We start from the raw sequence: 14,324 nt of genomic DNA on the forward strand, positions 1-14,324 counted from the left end.
GGTCAGGACGCCAGCTTCCGGATGATGTCGACGAGGGCGTCGCCCTGCGTGGAGGGGACGGTCTCGAGTGTTCCGCCGGTGCGATCGGCGACGGTCTGCAGGGTGGAGAGATCGGTGACGGCGTCGCCCAGCACGACCAGGTCGATCCGGACCGGCTTGCCGGGGGTGGCCAGTTCGTCGATGGTGGCGAGCAACCCGGCCACATCGGTGTCGTCGCTGTCGATGACGGCGAGGACGGAGTTCGGGCGGGTGGGGTCGTACTTGTCCACCGCGTCGCGGTAGGCAGCAGCGAGAGTTGCGCCTACGGGTTCGTCGTCGGTGGGCGTGACGGTGTCGAGTGCCGTGCCGAGCGCCGCTCGTTTCGCTGCGGTCAGTCCGTCGCGTTCCACGGCGATCCGGTAGCCCGGCGCCGTGTCGGAGAAGACGTACATGCCGATCACCGACGTGTCGGGGGAGCGGCGGACGAGGAGGTCGAGCGCGTCGGCGGTGTGGGTCAGGCGGGTGCCGTCACCGTTCGCCGTGGACATCGACTGCGACGTGTCGACGACCATGGTGATCTTGCTGGGGGGCACCGGTTCGATGCGGGTGCGGAGCAGTGCGGCGGCGACCGCGCCGGGGGCGGGAACGAGGGTGGAGTCGACGCGGGGGAGGCGGATGTCGCCCACCGGTGCGGGCACTGCGTCGCCGACCCGGAAGCCGTTGTCGACGAGCACCTCTGTCTGTTCTGGTTTGCGGAGGTAGTCGACGAACTCGGCCGCGGCGCGTGCGAGTGTCTCGTCGACCCACGGCGCGTCCACGACGGCAGCGGGGAAGTCGGTGACCGGGGCGGCGCCGAAGGGCAGATAACCCGACAGGCCGCTCAGCTCGCCGTCGTCGAGCGCGGTGTACAGCTGTTGTTCGATGACGGGCACCGCGTGCACCGGCGCCGCGACGTCGGGCTGGGCGCCGAGCGCGGAGAGCGCGTCGGTGGTGGTCGGTCCGGCGGTGGGTCCGAGTGCGTTGGCGCCGAGCGCCAGTTCGGTGACTGCGGTGACGGCAGCGGGCGACTCGGCCTGTTCCACAGTGAGTGGCCCTGCGCCGGCGCCGGTGACCGCGGCAGCCACGCCCTCGAGGGTGAGGGTTGTTGCGTCGGTGTGTGCGCCGGTGGGCAGCGCGAGCGCCAGCCGGCCCCAGGCCTCGAGTCCGGCCGCGCGCAGGGCCACCGGGTCGCGTTGGAGTGCGGGCAGGTCGTCCCAACCCACAGCTGAACCGGTCAGGGCCCGACCCAGGTCGTCCGGCACGGCGAGGACGACGGGGGAGATGGCCAGGGAACGGGCTTGTCCGTCGACGGCTGCGGCCGCTTTTTCGACGAAACGGGTATCGAGGGGCACCCACAGGGCGGGCTCGGCTCCGAGTTCGGCGTTCCATTCGCCGGCGCCGAGAGCTGCGGCGGCCGGGGCGGAGTCCGTGGGGACGACCTGTGCGCTGATGCAGTGGTCACGGATGACGGGCGCGACGTCGGTGGCCCACCGGTCGGCGAGGGCGATCAGGCTCGGTGCGATGAGCGGGTCGGCAGCGATGTGCAGCACGGCGTCGCCCTCGACGCAAGCGGCGGCTGCGTCGGCGCCCTGCCGGTCGATGCGGTCGCGGAGACGGAACCAGCCGAATACGGCGACGACGAGCAGGACGATTGCCACGACCATCACGATCAAGCTTCTGCTGATGCCGCGCGCGCCGCCGCCGCGATGTCTGCCGCTCACGTCTGGGTCCGCCTCGTTTTCGTCGTGGATCCGGTCTTTTCGGACCTTCTGCACCAGTCTAGTGTCGACCGATTCGGCGTCGTACCCGCCGCGGGTCTGTACGGGGCAGGGCCCCGGTCCGGATCGGATCGGGGCCCTGCGTGCACGTGGGGCGCCGGAGTCGGTACTCCGCGAACGTGGCGTGCGGATCAGGCGAACTTGGCCTTGTACTCCCGGCGACGGCGGTGCAGGATCGGCTCGGTGTAGCCGCTGGGCTGCGTGGTGCCTTCGAGGATGAGTTCCTTGGCTGCCTGGAACGCGATGTTGCTGTCGAAGTCCGGTCCCATCGGCCGGTAGGTGGCGTCGCCTTCGTTCTGGCGGTCGACGACGGGAGCCATGCGCTCGAGCGAGGCGATGACCTCGGCTTCGTCGACGACGCCGTGGCGGATCCAGTTGGCGAGCAGTTGGCTGGAGATGCGCAGGGTGGCGCGGTCTTCCATCAGTGCCACGTCGTGGATGTCGGGGACCTTGGAGCAGCCGACACCGTGGTCGATCCAGCGCACCACGTACCCGAGGATCGACTGGCAGTTGTTGTCGAGTTCTTCGCGCTTCTCGGCGTCGGTCCAGTTCGGGTTCTCGGCGAGCGGGATGGTGAGGATGTCGTCGAGGGTGGCCCGGGTCTTGCCCTTGAGCTCGTCCTGAACGGCGAAGACGTCGACCTCGTGGTAGTGGGTGGCGTGCAGGGTCGCGCCGGTGGGGGACGGAACCCAGGCGGTGTTGGCGCCGGCCTTGGGCTGGCCGATCTTCTGCACGAGCATGTCGTGCATCAGGTCGGTCATGGCCCACATGCCCTTGCCGATCTGGGCCTTGCCCTGGAGGCCGGCTGCGAGGCCGGTGTCGACGTTCCAGTCCTCGTAGGCGGCGATCCACTTCTGCTGCTTCATCGCGGCCTTGCGGACGACAGGGCCTGCCTCCATGGAGGTGTGGATCTCGTCGCCGGTGCGGTCGAGGAAGCCGGTGTTGATGAAGGCGACGCGGTCGGATGCGGCCTGGATGCAGGCGGCGAGGTTGACCGTGGTGCGGCGCTCCTCGTCCATGATCCCGACCTTGAGGGTGTTGGTGGGCAGTCCGAGGATCTCTTCGACGCGGCCGAACAGTTCGGTCGTGAAGGCGGACTCTTCGGGGCCGTGCTGCTTGGGCTTGACGATGTAGATCGAACCGGTGCGGCTGTTGAGCAGCGGGCCGTGCTCGTCGTCGCCGTGGAGGCCGTGGGTGGCGCACAGGCTGGTGACGAGCGCGTCGAGGATGCCCTCGGGCACCTCGTTGCCGTCGCGGTCGAGGATCGCGGGGTTGGTCATGAGGTGTCCGACGTTGCGGACGAACAGCAGGGAACGGCCGTGCAGTTCGAGGTCGCTGCCGTCGAGCGCGGTGTACACCCGGTTGGGGTTGAGCGTGCGGGTGAGGGTCTTGCCGCCCTTGGCGAACGATTCGGACAGGTCGCCGCGGTTGAGGCCGAGCCAGTTGCGGTAGCCGATGACCTTGTCTTCGGCGTCGACGGCGGCGACGGAGTCCTCGAAGTCCATGATCGTGGTGACGGCGGACTCGAGCACGACGTCCTTGACGCCGGCGGCGTCGGTGCTGCCGATCGGCGACTCGGGATCGATCTGGATCTCGATGTGCAGGCCGTTGTTGCGCAGCAGGACGGACGTGGGGGCGCTCTTGTCGCCGAGGTAGCCGACGAGCTTCTCCGGCTGTGCGAGTTCGGTGACGGTGCCGTCGGCGAGGGTGACCTTCAGTGCGTCGCCGTCGATGACGTAGGCGGTCGAGCCCGTGTGGGATCCGGAGGCGAGGGGTGCGGCCTTGTCGAGGAAGTCGCGGGCCCAGGCGATGACCTTGTCGCCGCGGACCTTGTTGTATCCGGTGCCCTTCTCGGCGCCGTCGTCCTCGGGGATCGCGTCGGTGCCGTAGAGCGCGTCGTAGAGCGAACCCCATCGGGCGTTGGAGGCGTTGAGGGCGAAACGGGCGTTGAGGACGGGAACGACGAGCTGAGGTCCGGCCGTGGTGGCGATCTCGCTGTCGATGTTCGCCGTGGTGATCTCGAACGGTTCGGGGGCGGGGACGAGGTACCCGATCTCCTCGAGGAACGCCTTGTAGGCGGCGGCGTCGTGGGGCTGTCCGGCCCGGTCGCGGTGCCAGGTGTCGATGCGGCTCTGAAGGTCGTCGCGCTTGGCGAGCAGTTCGCGGTTCTTGGGAGCGAGATCGTGGATGATCTTGTCTGCACCGTCCCAGAACGCGGCTGCATCTATCCCCGTGCCGGGGATCGCTTCGTCGTTGACGAAGTCGTAGAGAACCTTGGCGATGTGGAGTCCACCGATTTGCACGCGCTCTGTCATTAGCCTCACTCTTTCCGGTTGCGGTGCGTCCGCGGCGGCAGCGCCGCGGATGCTTGCACGAAAAACTCCAGTTATGTTACCCGCCGGTAGCAAATGAGGTGTCGGGTCGACACGCGCGCAGGGCGGTGCATCGATTCAGCAGGTCCTCTCGGAGGGCTGCGGCGCGAGTGGTGAGCGCCGACTGCTCGCGGACGTACTGTGCGCGTCCGGCGGCAGTCTCGATGGCGACGGGCGTGTAGCCGTAGTCGCTCAGATCATACGGGCTGGCTCGCATGTCCAGTTCACGCGCCGCCGAGGCCAGTCGGAAGCACTCGAGCACCAGGTCGGAATCGACGAGTGGGGAGAGCTTGAAGGACCACTTGTAGAGGTCCATGCCGGCGTGGAGGCAGCCGGGTTGCTCGCGGGCGAGTCGGCTGTCCGGGGTGAGGGCCGAGGCGTTGCGCGGTGCCGCGTCGGGGGTGAAGAACCGGAACGCGTCGTAATGGGTGCATCGCAACTGCATTGATTCCACCACGAGATCCGTACCCTCGCGGCCGAGCCGCAACGGCACCGACGAATGCCGCACTCCGTCGTCGTCCGTGCGGTACACCATCGCCCATTCGTGCAGGCCGAAGCAGCCGAGCTGCGCCGGACGGGACGCCGTGGCCGCGAGCAGGCCGTGCACGAAATCGACGGTGCCCGACCGCTGGGCGAGCACCGCGTCGGTCACCCGCACCCCGCGTTCACCGTCCACCACGATGCTCTCGTAGTGGGGATGGTCGCGGTAATCACGGGTCGCGGACCCGAGCAGGATCGTCCCGTAACCAGGATGCCAGAACCGCAACTTGCTGGGCCGGTAGTTGTAGTAGGTGAACAGGAAGTCGTGCACCGGATGGGTCTCGTGCGCCGCGCGCCGGCGCAGGTGGCCGGCGAGCAGGGCGTCCACCGCGGCGTGGTGCCGATCGCGGCGACCGGTCCACTCCGCCTCGGTGAGGATCGTCGCGGGTGCCTCGGAGCGGGCCCCGCTCATGGGGTACGGCGCTCCGGGGACGGGTCCGCGACGCGGTGGGTGGCGTCGCGCACGGTGCCGACGAATTCCTCGACGAGATCTTCGAGCGCGACGATCCCGATCACGGTGCCGGCGGCGTCGACGACCCTGCCGAGGTGCGAGCTGGTGCGGCGGAGCACGGACAGCGCTTCGTCGAGTGCCACCCCGGGTCGGAGCGAGGGCAGTGGCCGGACGGTGTCGGCGGCGATGACCGCGTCGGGCCCGGAATTCGGGTCCCCGACCAGATCGAGAACATCCTTGATGTGGACGTACCCGTTGATCTTGCCGGACGGGGTGCGCGCCGGATAGCGCGAGAACCCGGTGGCGATGACCGCCTGCTCGACCGCGCCGAGCGTGGTGGTGCCGTTCGCGGTCACCGGGACGGTCCGCACGGACGCGAGCGGAATCATGACGTCGGCGACGGTGCGGTTGCTCGTGCTCAGTGCCCGGGTGAGGCGGCGGTGCTGTTCCTCGTCGAGCAGACCTTCCGACCGGGACTCGCCGATCATCTCGGACAGTTCGAGTGCAGTGACGGTGACTTCGAGTTCGTCCTTGGGTTCGACGCGCATCAACCGCAGCGCACCGTTGGCACACACGTTGTAGAACGCGATGAGCAACCGGGCGGGTCGCATGAACATCAGGTGGATCGGGACGAGCAGCATGGCGGTGCGTTCCGGACCGGCGATGGCGATGTTCTTGGGCACCATCTCGCCGAGCAGGATGTGCAGTACCACCACCAGGCTCAGTGCGATTGTGAATGCGATGGGGTGCAGCCACGCGTCGGGGAGCCCGACGAGGTGGAGCGGCGATTCGATCAGGTGCGCGATCGCCGGTTCGCCGATGCGGCCGAGCAGGATCGAGCAGATGGTGATGCCGAGTTGGGATCCGGCGAGCATCAGCGACAGGTGTTCCCCGGCGTCGACGACGGTCTGGGCTCGTCGCTTGCCTTGCGCGACGAGTGTTTCGAGCCGGTCGCGGCGGGCGCTGATGAGGGAGAATTCGGCGCCGACGAAGAAGGCGTTGCCGGCGAGCAGGGCGACGGTGAGGGCGACGGCGATCCAGTCGTTCATCGGGTTTCTCCGTCCGGTGTCGTCCGGTCGGGGTCCGTGGTCGCGTCGGGGTCGTGTTCGTCGGGGTCGTGGTCGGTGGCCTCGGACAGTTCGCCGGGGACGAGCAGCACCCGGTCGATGCGATGGCCGTCCATTTCCAGGATCTGTGCGTACCAGGGCCGGTGTTCTTCCCCGGGGCGGGCGGGCAGGACGATCTCGTCGCCCACGTCCGGGATCCGTCCCAGTTCGGTGAGGAACAGTCCGGCCAGCGTCTCGTAGTCCCCCTCGGGGGCCTGGTAGCCGGTCAGGCGGGCGAGTTCGTCGGTGCGGAGCAGACCCGCGCACGACCAGCCGTCGCCGTGCAGATGCGCGTCCAGTTCCGGCTCGTCGTGTTCGTCCCGGACGTCGCCGACGATTTCTTCGATGAGGTCCTCCATGGTGACCAGCCCGGCGGTGCCGCCGTATTCGTCGACGACGAGCGCGACCTGCATGCCGTCGGAGCGGACCCGTTCCATCACCGCGTCGCCGTCGAGCGTGGACGGGACGATGGGCACCTTGCGGGCCAGGGCGCGGACCGCGGTGGTGGGGCGCGCCGCGGCCGGGACGGTGAACGCGTGTTTGACGTGGACGACACCGACGGTGTCGTCGAGGTCGCCGTCGACGACCGGGAACCGGGAGTATCCGGTGCGATCGGACAGGTCGATCAGGTCCAGGACGGTGTCGTCGAGGTCGAGCGACTCGATGGTCACGCGCGGAGTCATCAGGTCCGCGGCGGTGCGCTCACCGAACTGCAACGACCGGTCGACGAGTTGCGCGGTGCTTTCGTCCAGCGCACCGCTGACGGCGGACGCGCGGACGAGCGAACCCAGTTCCTGCGGCGAACGCGCCGAGGGCAGTTCGTCGGCCGGTTCGATGCCCAGGCGCCGCACGATGCGGTTCGCGCTGCCGTTGAGTCCGTTGATGGCCCACTTGAAGACGAGGGAGAACCCGGCTTGCAGCCCGGCGGTGGCGCGGGCGGTGGCCAGGGGGCGGGCGATAGCGAGGTTTTTGGGGACGAGTTCGCCGAAGATCATCGAGAACGAGGTGGCGATGATCAGCGCGAGGATCAGCGACACGGTCCCGGCGGTCGACTCGCTCAGTCCGATCGCGTTCATCACCGGGTTGAGGAACCGGGCGAGGACGGGTTCGGCGAGGTAGCCGGTGATCAGGGTGGTGATGGTGATGCCGAGTTGTGCCCCGGAGAGCTGGAACGACAGGGTGCGGTGCGCGTGCTGCACCTGCCGGGCGCGGAGGTCGCCGTCCCGGGCTTCGGCATCGACGGTGCTGCGTTCGAGGGCGGTGAGGGAGAATTCGGCCGCGACGAACAGTGCGGTCCCGGCGGTCAAGGCGACAAAGCCGACCAGGCTGAGGACGGACACGATCACGGATGTCACATCCGCTCCCGTGGGTGGTGGGTTGCGCCGGGGTGGTCACCCGGCTCGGTAGGGGAGCCCTCCGGTCCGGCGGAGTCGGGCTCCGCTGTGGCTTCGGGTTCTGAACTGCGGGAAGAGGGTGCCGCGGGCACCGGGTTCCTTTCGTCTGGTCCGGGGCGGGCAGCGAACCTCGGTGCCCGGACGTCGTATGAAAGTCCTCATTCTACTGAGCGGGTGCGGTGTTGTCGCCGCGGCGCCGAAGCGGGACCCGTCCGGTGGTGGGTGCGCCGCTCAGGGGAGCTTCGGCTTACGGTGTGGGCAGGACCGCGGAACGGATCCGTACCGCCCCTCTCGGACGAAGGAGTATCTACGATGACTGCAGGCACCCCGGGTGAACGTATTCCGAGCAAGTGGGAAGAAATCACCGCGGCAGACCCGTCGCATTCGGCCTGGTACGTGCAACGGTTCCGGGACCTGGCGGCGCAGGGGCGCGACACCTCCGGTGAGGCCCGGCTCGTCGACGCGATGGTCGAGCGCGGGGCCCGGGTGCTCGACGCCGGGTGTGGTCCGGGCCGGGTGGGCGGATACCTGCACCGCGCCGGGCACCAGGTGGTCGGGGTGGATGTGGATCCGGTGCTGATCGCCGCGGCGGAAGAGGACCATCCCGGACCGCAGTGGCTCGTCGGCGATCTCGCCGAACTGGATCTGCCGGCGCGGGGAGTGGCAGGCGAGTTCGACCTGATCGTGTGCGCGGGCAATGTGATGACGTTCGTGGCGCCGGTGACGCGCGAGGCGGTCCTGGCCGGCTTCGTCCGGCATCTCGCTCCGGCCGGGCGCGTCGTGATCGGGTTCGGCGCCGGGCGGGACTACGAGTTCGCGGAGTTCTTCGCGGACGCCGAGCGCGCCGGCCTGGCGGTGGATCTGACGCTGGGGACGTGGGATCTGCGTCCGTTCACCGACGAGTCGGATTTTCTGGTGGCGGTGCTGTCGCGGGCTTCGTGACGGTCTCCGTCGGTGCCTCGACACGGGACAGTGCGACGGTGGTGGCGATCATGACGAGCACCGCGGCGCCGACGAGGATCAGCGCGGGCCCGCCGGCCTGGAGTCGTTCGCCGAGCACCACCATCCCGAGGAACACCGCGCCGAGCGGTTCACCGATGGTGAGGGCGGGCAGGGACGCGGACAGCGGCCCGACCTGGAAGGCACGTTGCTGGAGGTAGTAGCCGCCGATCCCGGCGGCGGCGAGCACCCAGACCTGCCAGGAGGTGAGCACCGCGCCGAGTCCGTTCTCGAACAGGTCGGTGACGTGTCTGGTGAAGGCCGCCACCACCCCGTACAGGAGACCGCCGGCAGCGCCGAGCAGGCCGGCGCGCACACCGGGGGTGAGCCGGGCCGTGGAGCCGAGCGCCACGGCCACCGCGGTGGCGGCGAGGACGGCGCCGAGGGGCACCGCCCAACGGGTCGCCGCCGCGTCGACGGTGCCCGCGGCGGGATTGCCGACGAGCAGGAAGACCGCGAGCGACACGCAGAGCGCGGCGGCGAGTATCCAGGTGCGGCGGGTGAGGCGGTACCCCCCGAAGTAGGCGGCCAGCGGCAGCGCGAACAACAGTGAGCTCACCAGAAGGGGTTGCACGACGAGCACCGAGCCGAGGGCGAGTGCCGCGATCTGCAGCCCATAGCCGGCGGTGTCGCTGACCGCGCCGCCCCACCAGCGGGGATTGCGCAGCAACCTGGCGACGAGATTGCCGCCTTCGGGGACGGCAGCGGCGGATTGCTGCTGGGTGACTCCGGAGATCGCGAACAGCACCGCGGCGCCGAGCGCGCAGGCCACGGATGCTGCCGCGATGCCGTTCACGGCGAGGTCAGGCGCTGACTTCGCTGTGGTCGCCGCTCCACAGTGTGTGGAACTTGCCCGGCTTGTCGATCCGCTCGTAGGTGTGCGCCCCGAAGTAGTCGCGCTGTCCCTGGGTCAGGGCGGCGGGGAGCCGTTCGGCACGCAACCCGTCGTAGTACGACAGCGACGACGCGAACGCGGGAATCGGGATACCCAGCGTGGTCGCGGTGACCACCACCCGGCGCCAGCTGTCGATGCCGGCTTCGATCGCGTCCCGGAAGTACGGGGCGAGGATCAGGCTGGGCAGGTCGGGGTCCGCGTCGTAGGCCTCTTTGATGCGGTTGAGGAATTGGGCGCGGATGATGCAGCCGCCGCGCCAGATGGTGGCGAGTGCGGCGCGGTCGACGTTCCAGCCGTATTCGGCGCTACCGGCGGCGATCTGATCGAATCCCTGCGCGTAAGCGACGATCTTCGATGCATACAGTGCCGCGCGGATGTCCTCGGTGAACTGGGCGGCGTCGGTGGGGGCGGCGCCGAGGGTGCCGCCGGTCAGGCCGCGGGCAGCGGCGCGCTGGTCGCGGGAGCCGGACAGGGCCCGCGCGAACACCGCTTCGGCGATGCCGGTGACGGGGACACCGAGGTCGAGGGCCGACTTGACGGTCCAGCGGCCGGTGCCCTTCTGCTCGGCGGCGTCGACGATGACATCGACGAGGGGCTTGCCGGTCTCGGCGTCGGTCTGACGCAGCACCTCGGCGGTGATCTCGATGAGGTACGACTCGAGGGTGCCGGTGTTCCATTCGGAGAACACGTCGGCGATGGCCGCGGCGTCGTGACCGAGCGCGTCGCGCAGCAGTTGGTAGGCCTCGCCGATGAGCTGCATGTCGGCGTATTCGATGCCGTTGTGCACCATCTTCACGAAGTGGCCGGCGCCGTCCGGGCCGATGTGCGTGCAGCAGGGGGTGCCGTCGACGTGGGCGGCGACCGTTTCGAGCATCGGGCCGACTGCGGCGTAGGACTCGGCGGGGCCGCCGGGCATGATCGACGGGCCGTTGAGGGCGCCTTCTTCACCGCCGGAGATGCCTGCGCCGATGAAGTGCAGGCCGCGTTCACGCAGGGCGGCTTCGCGGCGGATGGTGTCGGTGTAGAGGGCGTTGCCGCCGTCGATGATGATGTCGCCCGGTTCCATCGCGTCGGCGAGTTCGCCGATGACCGCGTCGGTGGCGTCGCCGGCTTTGACCATGATGAGGACGCGGCGGGGCTTTTCGAGGGCGGCGACGAACTCTTCGACGGTTTCGGTGCGCACGAAGTTGCCGTCCGTGCCGTGCTCGGCGAGCAGCGCGTCGGTTCTCCCGATGCTGCGGTTGTGCAGGGCGACGGTGTAACCGTTGCGGGCGAAGTTGCGGGCGATGTTCGACCCCATGACGGCCAGGCCGGTCACGCCGATCTGGGCTTGGGCTGTCGCGGTGTGTTCGACGGTCATGCTTACAGCTTCCCCCGAAACGGGGTGGGATCGAAATCGGACGCGCGAGTCAGTGGGTGAGCAGGCGGCTCAGCTCGGTCAGCCACGGCACGGCGACCGCGACGGTGGGGACCACGAGGATCGCGGCGGCGGCAATGTATGCGGCGACGGCGATGTGCAGGTCGGGTCCCGGATCGGCGAGGCGGCGCACCCGCAGCACGGTGCTCGGCCCGCCGGCGGCGAGAGCTCCGTTGGGAGTGTTGGTGCCGGCGCAGGCCACCAATGCTCGCGCGAGGGGGGTCGGCCCGGTGACCTTGACGGCGGAGTCGTCGGCGAGCATTTCGACCAGGGTCTGCACGGAGCCGAGCGCGGAACCGGAGCGCACCCACCGGGGGAACGCCTCGTACACGGCGGTGAAGGCTTCGAGGACGAGGTCGTGGCGGGCCCGGAGGTGGGAGTGCTCGTGGCAGAGGACGGCGCGCAGTTCGGCGTCGCTGAGGTTGTCGAGGGTGCCGGCGCTGAGGACCACCCGGTGACGCAGGCCGGGCAGGCAGTACGCGATCGGGTCGGCGGAGTCGAGGATCCGGATGTGCGGGTGCCGGCGGACGACGTCGCGGGTGCCGCTGCTGTCGAGCAGGTCGACGAGCATCCGGTGCCGGGACCGGCGGCGTCGGGTGCGCACCGCGACGCGCAGCATCGAGTAGATCAGCCGCGCGCCGATGAGCAGGGTCAGGGCCAGCACCACGACGTAGGTCAGCCACAGCGGCAAGCCGAGGGCTTCGATCTCGCGGAGCGGTTCGGTGGTGGGCCGGCCGTCGGCTCCGGGAACGAGTAGTCGGCTGGCGATCGCCAGACCGGCACTGAACGCGGACAGGACGGCCGCCAGCGCGATCGCTTGCCACAGCACGAGCGCCGCCCGCGGGTTGCGGTGCGGCCACGTGGCACGGGCCAGCAGCCGGGGCACCGGGCCCACGAGGAGGAGCGCGAGTGTTCCGAAGAACAGCGCGGTAAGGGCGTTCACGGCACCGAGTGTGTCAGCTTGCGCGTCCGGCGCCGTGTTCGCCCAGGTCGGCGGCGTTTCCCGCCTGCTGGGATTCGAGTTCGGCGAGCGCGGCGCGGAGAGCTTCGGCTTCGTCGGCGCCGACGCGGCCGACGAAGTGGACCAGGGCTGCGGCGCGGCCGGCGGTTTCGTCGGCCTGGTCGAGGGCGTCGACCATGAGGCTGGCGACGAGTTCGTCGCGGCCGTGGACGGGCACGTAGCGGTGGGCGCGGTCGTCACGCTGCTGGACGACCAGGTTTTTCTTCGCGAGGCGTTGCAGCACGGTCATGACGGTGGTGTATGCCAGGTTGCGGCGGGTGGACAGGGCTTCGTGGACCTGCCGGACCGTCTGGGGTTCGGTGGCGGACCACAGGTGGTCCATCACTGCTCGTTCGAGTTCGCCTAGTGCTGCCATGGTCCGATTCTACGGAATTCTCCGACGTTTGTGCGTACTACCCGTGGTCGTAGCCCTGTGTGGGGTGTGATCAGGGGTTTTCGGTGGGGGCGACGGGACCCCCGACGGCGCCGTACACGTGCCGGGTACCGATAGGGATGATCAACGGCCGCCCGGAGACCGGATCCTCGATCACCGACGCGTCGAGGTCGAACACCTCGGCGAGCAGTTCGGCGGAGATCACCTCCGACGGTGGGCCGGAGCGCACGATGCGCCCGTTCTTCATCACGACGAGGTGGTCGCTGTAGCGGACGGCCAGATTCAGGTCGTGCAGGACCATCACGACGGTGCGGCCGAGTTCGCTGTGCAACCGGTCGACGAGGTCGAGCACTTCCACCGAGTGGGCGAGGTCGAGGTAGGTGGTCGGTTCGTCGAGCAGCAGGATGTCGGTGCCCTGCGCGAGTGCCATGGAGATCCAGGCGCGTTGGCGCTGACCACCGGACAGTTCGTCGACCGGCCGGTCGGCGAGGTCGGCGATGCCGGTCTGGGCCAGGGCGGTGGCGACTTCGCCCTCGTCGTCGGAGGACCACTGGCGCAGCCACGACTGGTGGGGGTGCCGGCCGCGGGCGACGAGGTCGGCGACGGTCAGCCCTTCGGGTGCGATCGGCGCCTGCGGCAGCATGCCCAGGACGCGGGCGACGTCGCGGGTGCGCATCGTGGTGATGTTGTGCCCGTCGAGCAGGATCTGCCCGGTGCGGGGCTTGAGCAGCCGGCTCAGGGAGCGCAACAGGGTCGATTTGCCGCAGCCGTTGGGTCCGATGATCGTTGTCACGACGCCGGTGGGGATCTCGAGGTCGAGATCGTCGATGATCAGCCGGTCCCCGTAGCCGAGCCCGACGTGTTCGGCGACCAGACGGGTCGCCGGGGTGGCCTCGGGGTGTTCGGCGCCCGGGGTGGCGGGGGTGTGGGTGTCGGTCACGCGGAGACCTTCCGGTTGGAGCGCACGAGCAGGTACAGCAGGAACGGGCCGCCGAGCGCGGAGGTCACCAACCCGACCGGCAACGGCACCGGCAGGATGGTACGGGCGATGAGGTCGGCCCCGACGACGAGCAGCGCGCCGGTCAGCGCGGAGGCGATGATCGGTGGTCCGGCGGATTTGACCAGCCGCACCGCGATCTGGGGTGCAGCGAGGGCGACGAAGCCGACGGGTCCGGCGGCGGCCGTCGCCACAGCCGCGAGGGTGCAGGCGATGATCAGCAGCAGGGCCTGCTGGGTTTGCAGCGGCACACCGAGGGAGCGGGCGGTGTCGTCGCCGAGACGCATCGCGCCGACCGTGAACGAGGCGACGGTGGCCCACGCGCCGAGCACCAGCAGGACGAGGGCGGCAGGGACCACCTGGTTCCAGGAGATGCCGTTCAGGGAGCCGGTGAGCCACACCTGGGCGCGGGAGACGTCGTTGATGTCGGCGGAGACCAGCATCCAGTTGGTGAGGGCGAGCAGCATCGCGTTGATGCCGATGCCGATAAGGACGAGGCGGAATCCTTCGACGCCGTTGCGCCAGGCCAGCACGTAGATGACCGCGGCGGTCAGCAGTGCGCCGGCGAGGGCGGCGAGCGGCAACCCGAGCGCGGCGAGCAGGCCCACGACCGAACCGCCGCCGGTGAGGACGATCAGGGCGACCGCGGCAGCGCCCGCTCCGGCCGTGATGCCGAGGATGTCGGGGCTGGCCAGGGCGTTGCGGGAGAGCGATTGGGTGATCGCGCCGGCGACGGCGAGTGCCGCACCGACGACCAGGGCGCCGACCGCACGGGGCAATCGCAGGTCGAAGACGATGAACCGGTCGAGGCGGGCGCCGCCGCCGAACAGCACCTCGATGACCTGCGGAACGGACAGCGGGTAGTCGCCGCGCCCGAGGGACACGCAGGTGAGCAGAAAGGTGACCGCGGCGATGAGCGCACACACCAGCACCATGCGGCCACGCCAGACCACCGAGAAACGT

The 14,324-nt window shown here is 69.6% G+C and carries 12 protein-coding genes; 1 reads left to right on the forward strand and 11 read right to left on the reverse strand.

Annotated elements, in window-relative coordinates; genetic code table 11:
* Positions 1-2: 2 nt before the first annotated feature.
* From AC0B44_RS12325 to AC0B44_RS12345, 5 genes are all read right to left on the reverse strand, one after another.
* Positions 3-1,739: a substrate-binding domain-containing protein gene (locus AC0B44_RS12325; protein WP_471903168.1), complete on the reverse strand. Its 1,737-nt coding sequence runs from the start codon at positions 1,737-1,739 to the stop codon at positions 3-5.
* Between the two features lie 188 nt (positions 1,740-1,927).
* The gene (locus AC0B44_RS12330; RefSeq protein WP_471903169.1) at positions 1,928-4,111 is read right to left on the reverse strand and encodes a malate synthase G; all 2,184 of its coding nucleotides are present in this window, start codon (positions 4,109-4,111) and stop codon (positions 1,928-1,930) included.
* A gap of 76 nt (positions 4,112-4,187) precedes the next feature.
* Positions 4,188-5,120: a 3-methyladenine DNA glycosylase gene (locus AC0B44_RS12335; protein ID WP_471903170.1), complete on the reverse strand. Its 933-nt coding sequence runs from the start codon at positions 5,118-5,120 to the stop codon at positions 4,188-4,190.
* The gene (locus AC0B44_RS12340; protein ID WP_471903171.1) at positions 5,117-6,208 is read right to left on the reverse strand and encodes a hemolysin family protein; all 1,092 of its coding nucleotides are present in this window, start codon (positions 6,206-6,208) and stop codon (positions 5,117-5,119) included. Before AC0B44_RS12340 ends, AC0B44_RS12335 begins: the two co-directional genes overlap by 4 nt.
* On the reverse strand, positions 6,205-7,620 hold the full coding sequence (locus AC0B44_RS12345) for a hemolysin family protein (RefSeq protein WP_471903172.1): 1,416 nt from the start codon (positions 7,618-7,620) through the stop codon (positions 6,205-6,207). Before AC0B44_RS12345 ends, AC0B44_RS12340 begins: the two co-directional genes overlap by 4 nt.
* Before the next feature lie 351 nt (positions 7,621-7,971).
* On the opposite strand from AC0B44_RS12345, the gene AC0B44_RS12350 reads away from it, so the two are divergent.
* Entirely contained in the window at positions 7,972-8,601 is a 630-nt protein-coding gene (locus AC0B44_RS12350) for a class I SAM-dependent methyltransferase (RefSeq protein ID WP_471903173.1), read from the forward strand.
* Here the strand turns inward: AC0B44_RS12350 and AC0B44_RS12355 are convergent.
* The 6 genes from AC0B44_RS12355 to AC0B44_RS12380 all read right to left on the reverse strand — a co-directional run bounded on the left by AC0B44_RS12355 (position 8,552) and on the right by AC0B44_RS12380 (position 14,296).
* Positions 8,552-9,454 carry a DMT family transporter gene (locus AC0B44_RS12355; RefSeq protein WP_471903174.1) on the reverse strand — a complete coding sequence of 301 codons (903 nt, stop codon included), beginning with the start codon at positions 9,452-9,454 and terminating at the stop codon, positions 8,552-8,554. The genes AC0B44_RS12350 and AC0B44_RS12355 overlap by 50 nt on opposite strands.
* A 7-nt stretch (positions 9,455-9,461) precedes the next feature.
* Positions 9,462-10,913 carry an NADP-dependent phosphogluconate dehydrogenase gene (gndA, locus tag AC0B44_RS12360; RefSeq protein ID WP_471903175.1) on the reverse strand — a complete coding sequence of 484 codons (1,452 nt, stop codon included), beginning with the start codon at positions 10,911-10,913 and terminating at the stop codon, positions 9,462-9,464.
* 49 nt (positions 10,914-10,962) lie between these two features.
* Complete coding sequence (locus AC0B44_RS12365; protein ID WP_471903176.1) at positions 10,963-11,913, reverse strand: M56 family metallopeptidase; 951 nt, start codon at positions 11,911-11,913, stop codon at positions 10,963-10,965.
* A gap of 13 nt (positions 11,914-11,926) precedes the next feature.
* Complete coding sequence (locus AC0B44_RS12370) at positions 11,927-12,346, reverse strand: BlaI/MecI/CopY family transcriptional regulator (protein ID WP_471903177.1); 420 nt, start codon at positions 12,344-12,346, stop codon at positions 11,927-11,929.
* 70 nt (positions 12,347-12,416) lie between these two features.
* Positions 12,417-13,304, reverse strand: a complete 888-nt coding sequence (locus AC0B44_RS12375; protein WP_471903178.1) for an ABC transporter ATP-binding protein — start codon at positions 13,302-13,304, stop codon at positions 12,417-12,419.
* The gene (locus AC0B44_RS12380) at positions 13,301-14,296 is read right to left on the reverse strand and encodes a FecCD family ABC transporter permease (protein WP_471903253.1); all 996 of its coding nucleotides are present in this window, start codon (positions 14,294-14,296) and stop codon (positions 13,301-13,303) included. Before AC0B44_RS12380 ends, AC0B44_RS12375 begins: the two co-directional genes overlap by 4 nt.
* Positions 14,297-14,324: the final 28 nt, after the last annotated feature.

It is taken from the genome of Rhodococcus sp. NPDC019050 (assembly GCF_055664235.1).

Coding starts and splice junctions, on each gene's coding strand:
- AC0B44_RS12330 (WP_471903169.1), bottom strand. CDS start 4,111: ATGACAGAGCGCGTGCAAATCGGTGGACTCCACATCGCCAAGGTTCTC.
- AC0B44_RS12335 (WP_471903170.1), bottom strand. CDS start 5,120: ATGAGCGGGGCCCGCTCCGAGGCACCCGCGACGATCCTCACCGAGGCG.
- AC0B44_RS12340 (WP_471903171.1), bottom strand. CDS start 6,208: ATGAACGACTGGATCGCCGTCGCCCTCACCGTCGCCCTGCTCGCCGGC.
- AC0B44_RS12350 (WP_471903173.1), top strand. CDS start 7,972: ATGACTGCAGGCACCCCGGGTGAACGTATTCCGAGCAAGTGGGAAGAA.
- gndA (WP_471903175.1), bottom strand. CDS start 10,913: ATGACCGTCGAACACACCGCGACAGCCCAAGCCCAGATCGGCGTGACC.
- AC0B44_RS12370 (WP_471903177.1), bottom strand. CDS start 12,346: ATGGCAGCACTAGGCGAACTCGAACGAGCAGTGATGGACCACCTGTGG.
- AC0B44_RS12380 (WP_471903253.1), bottom strand. CDS start 14,296: ATGGTGCTGGTGTGTGCGCTCATCGCCGCGGTCACCTTTCTGCTCACC.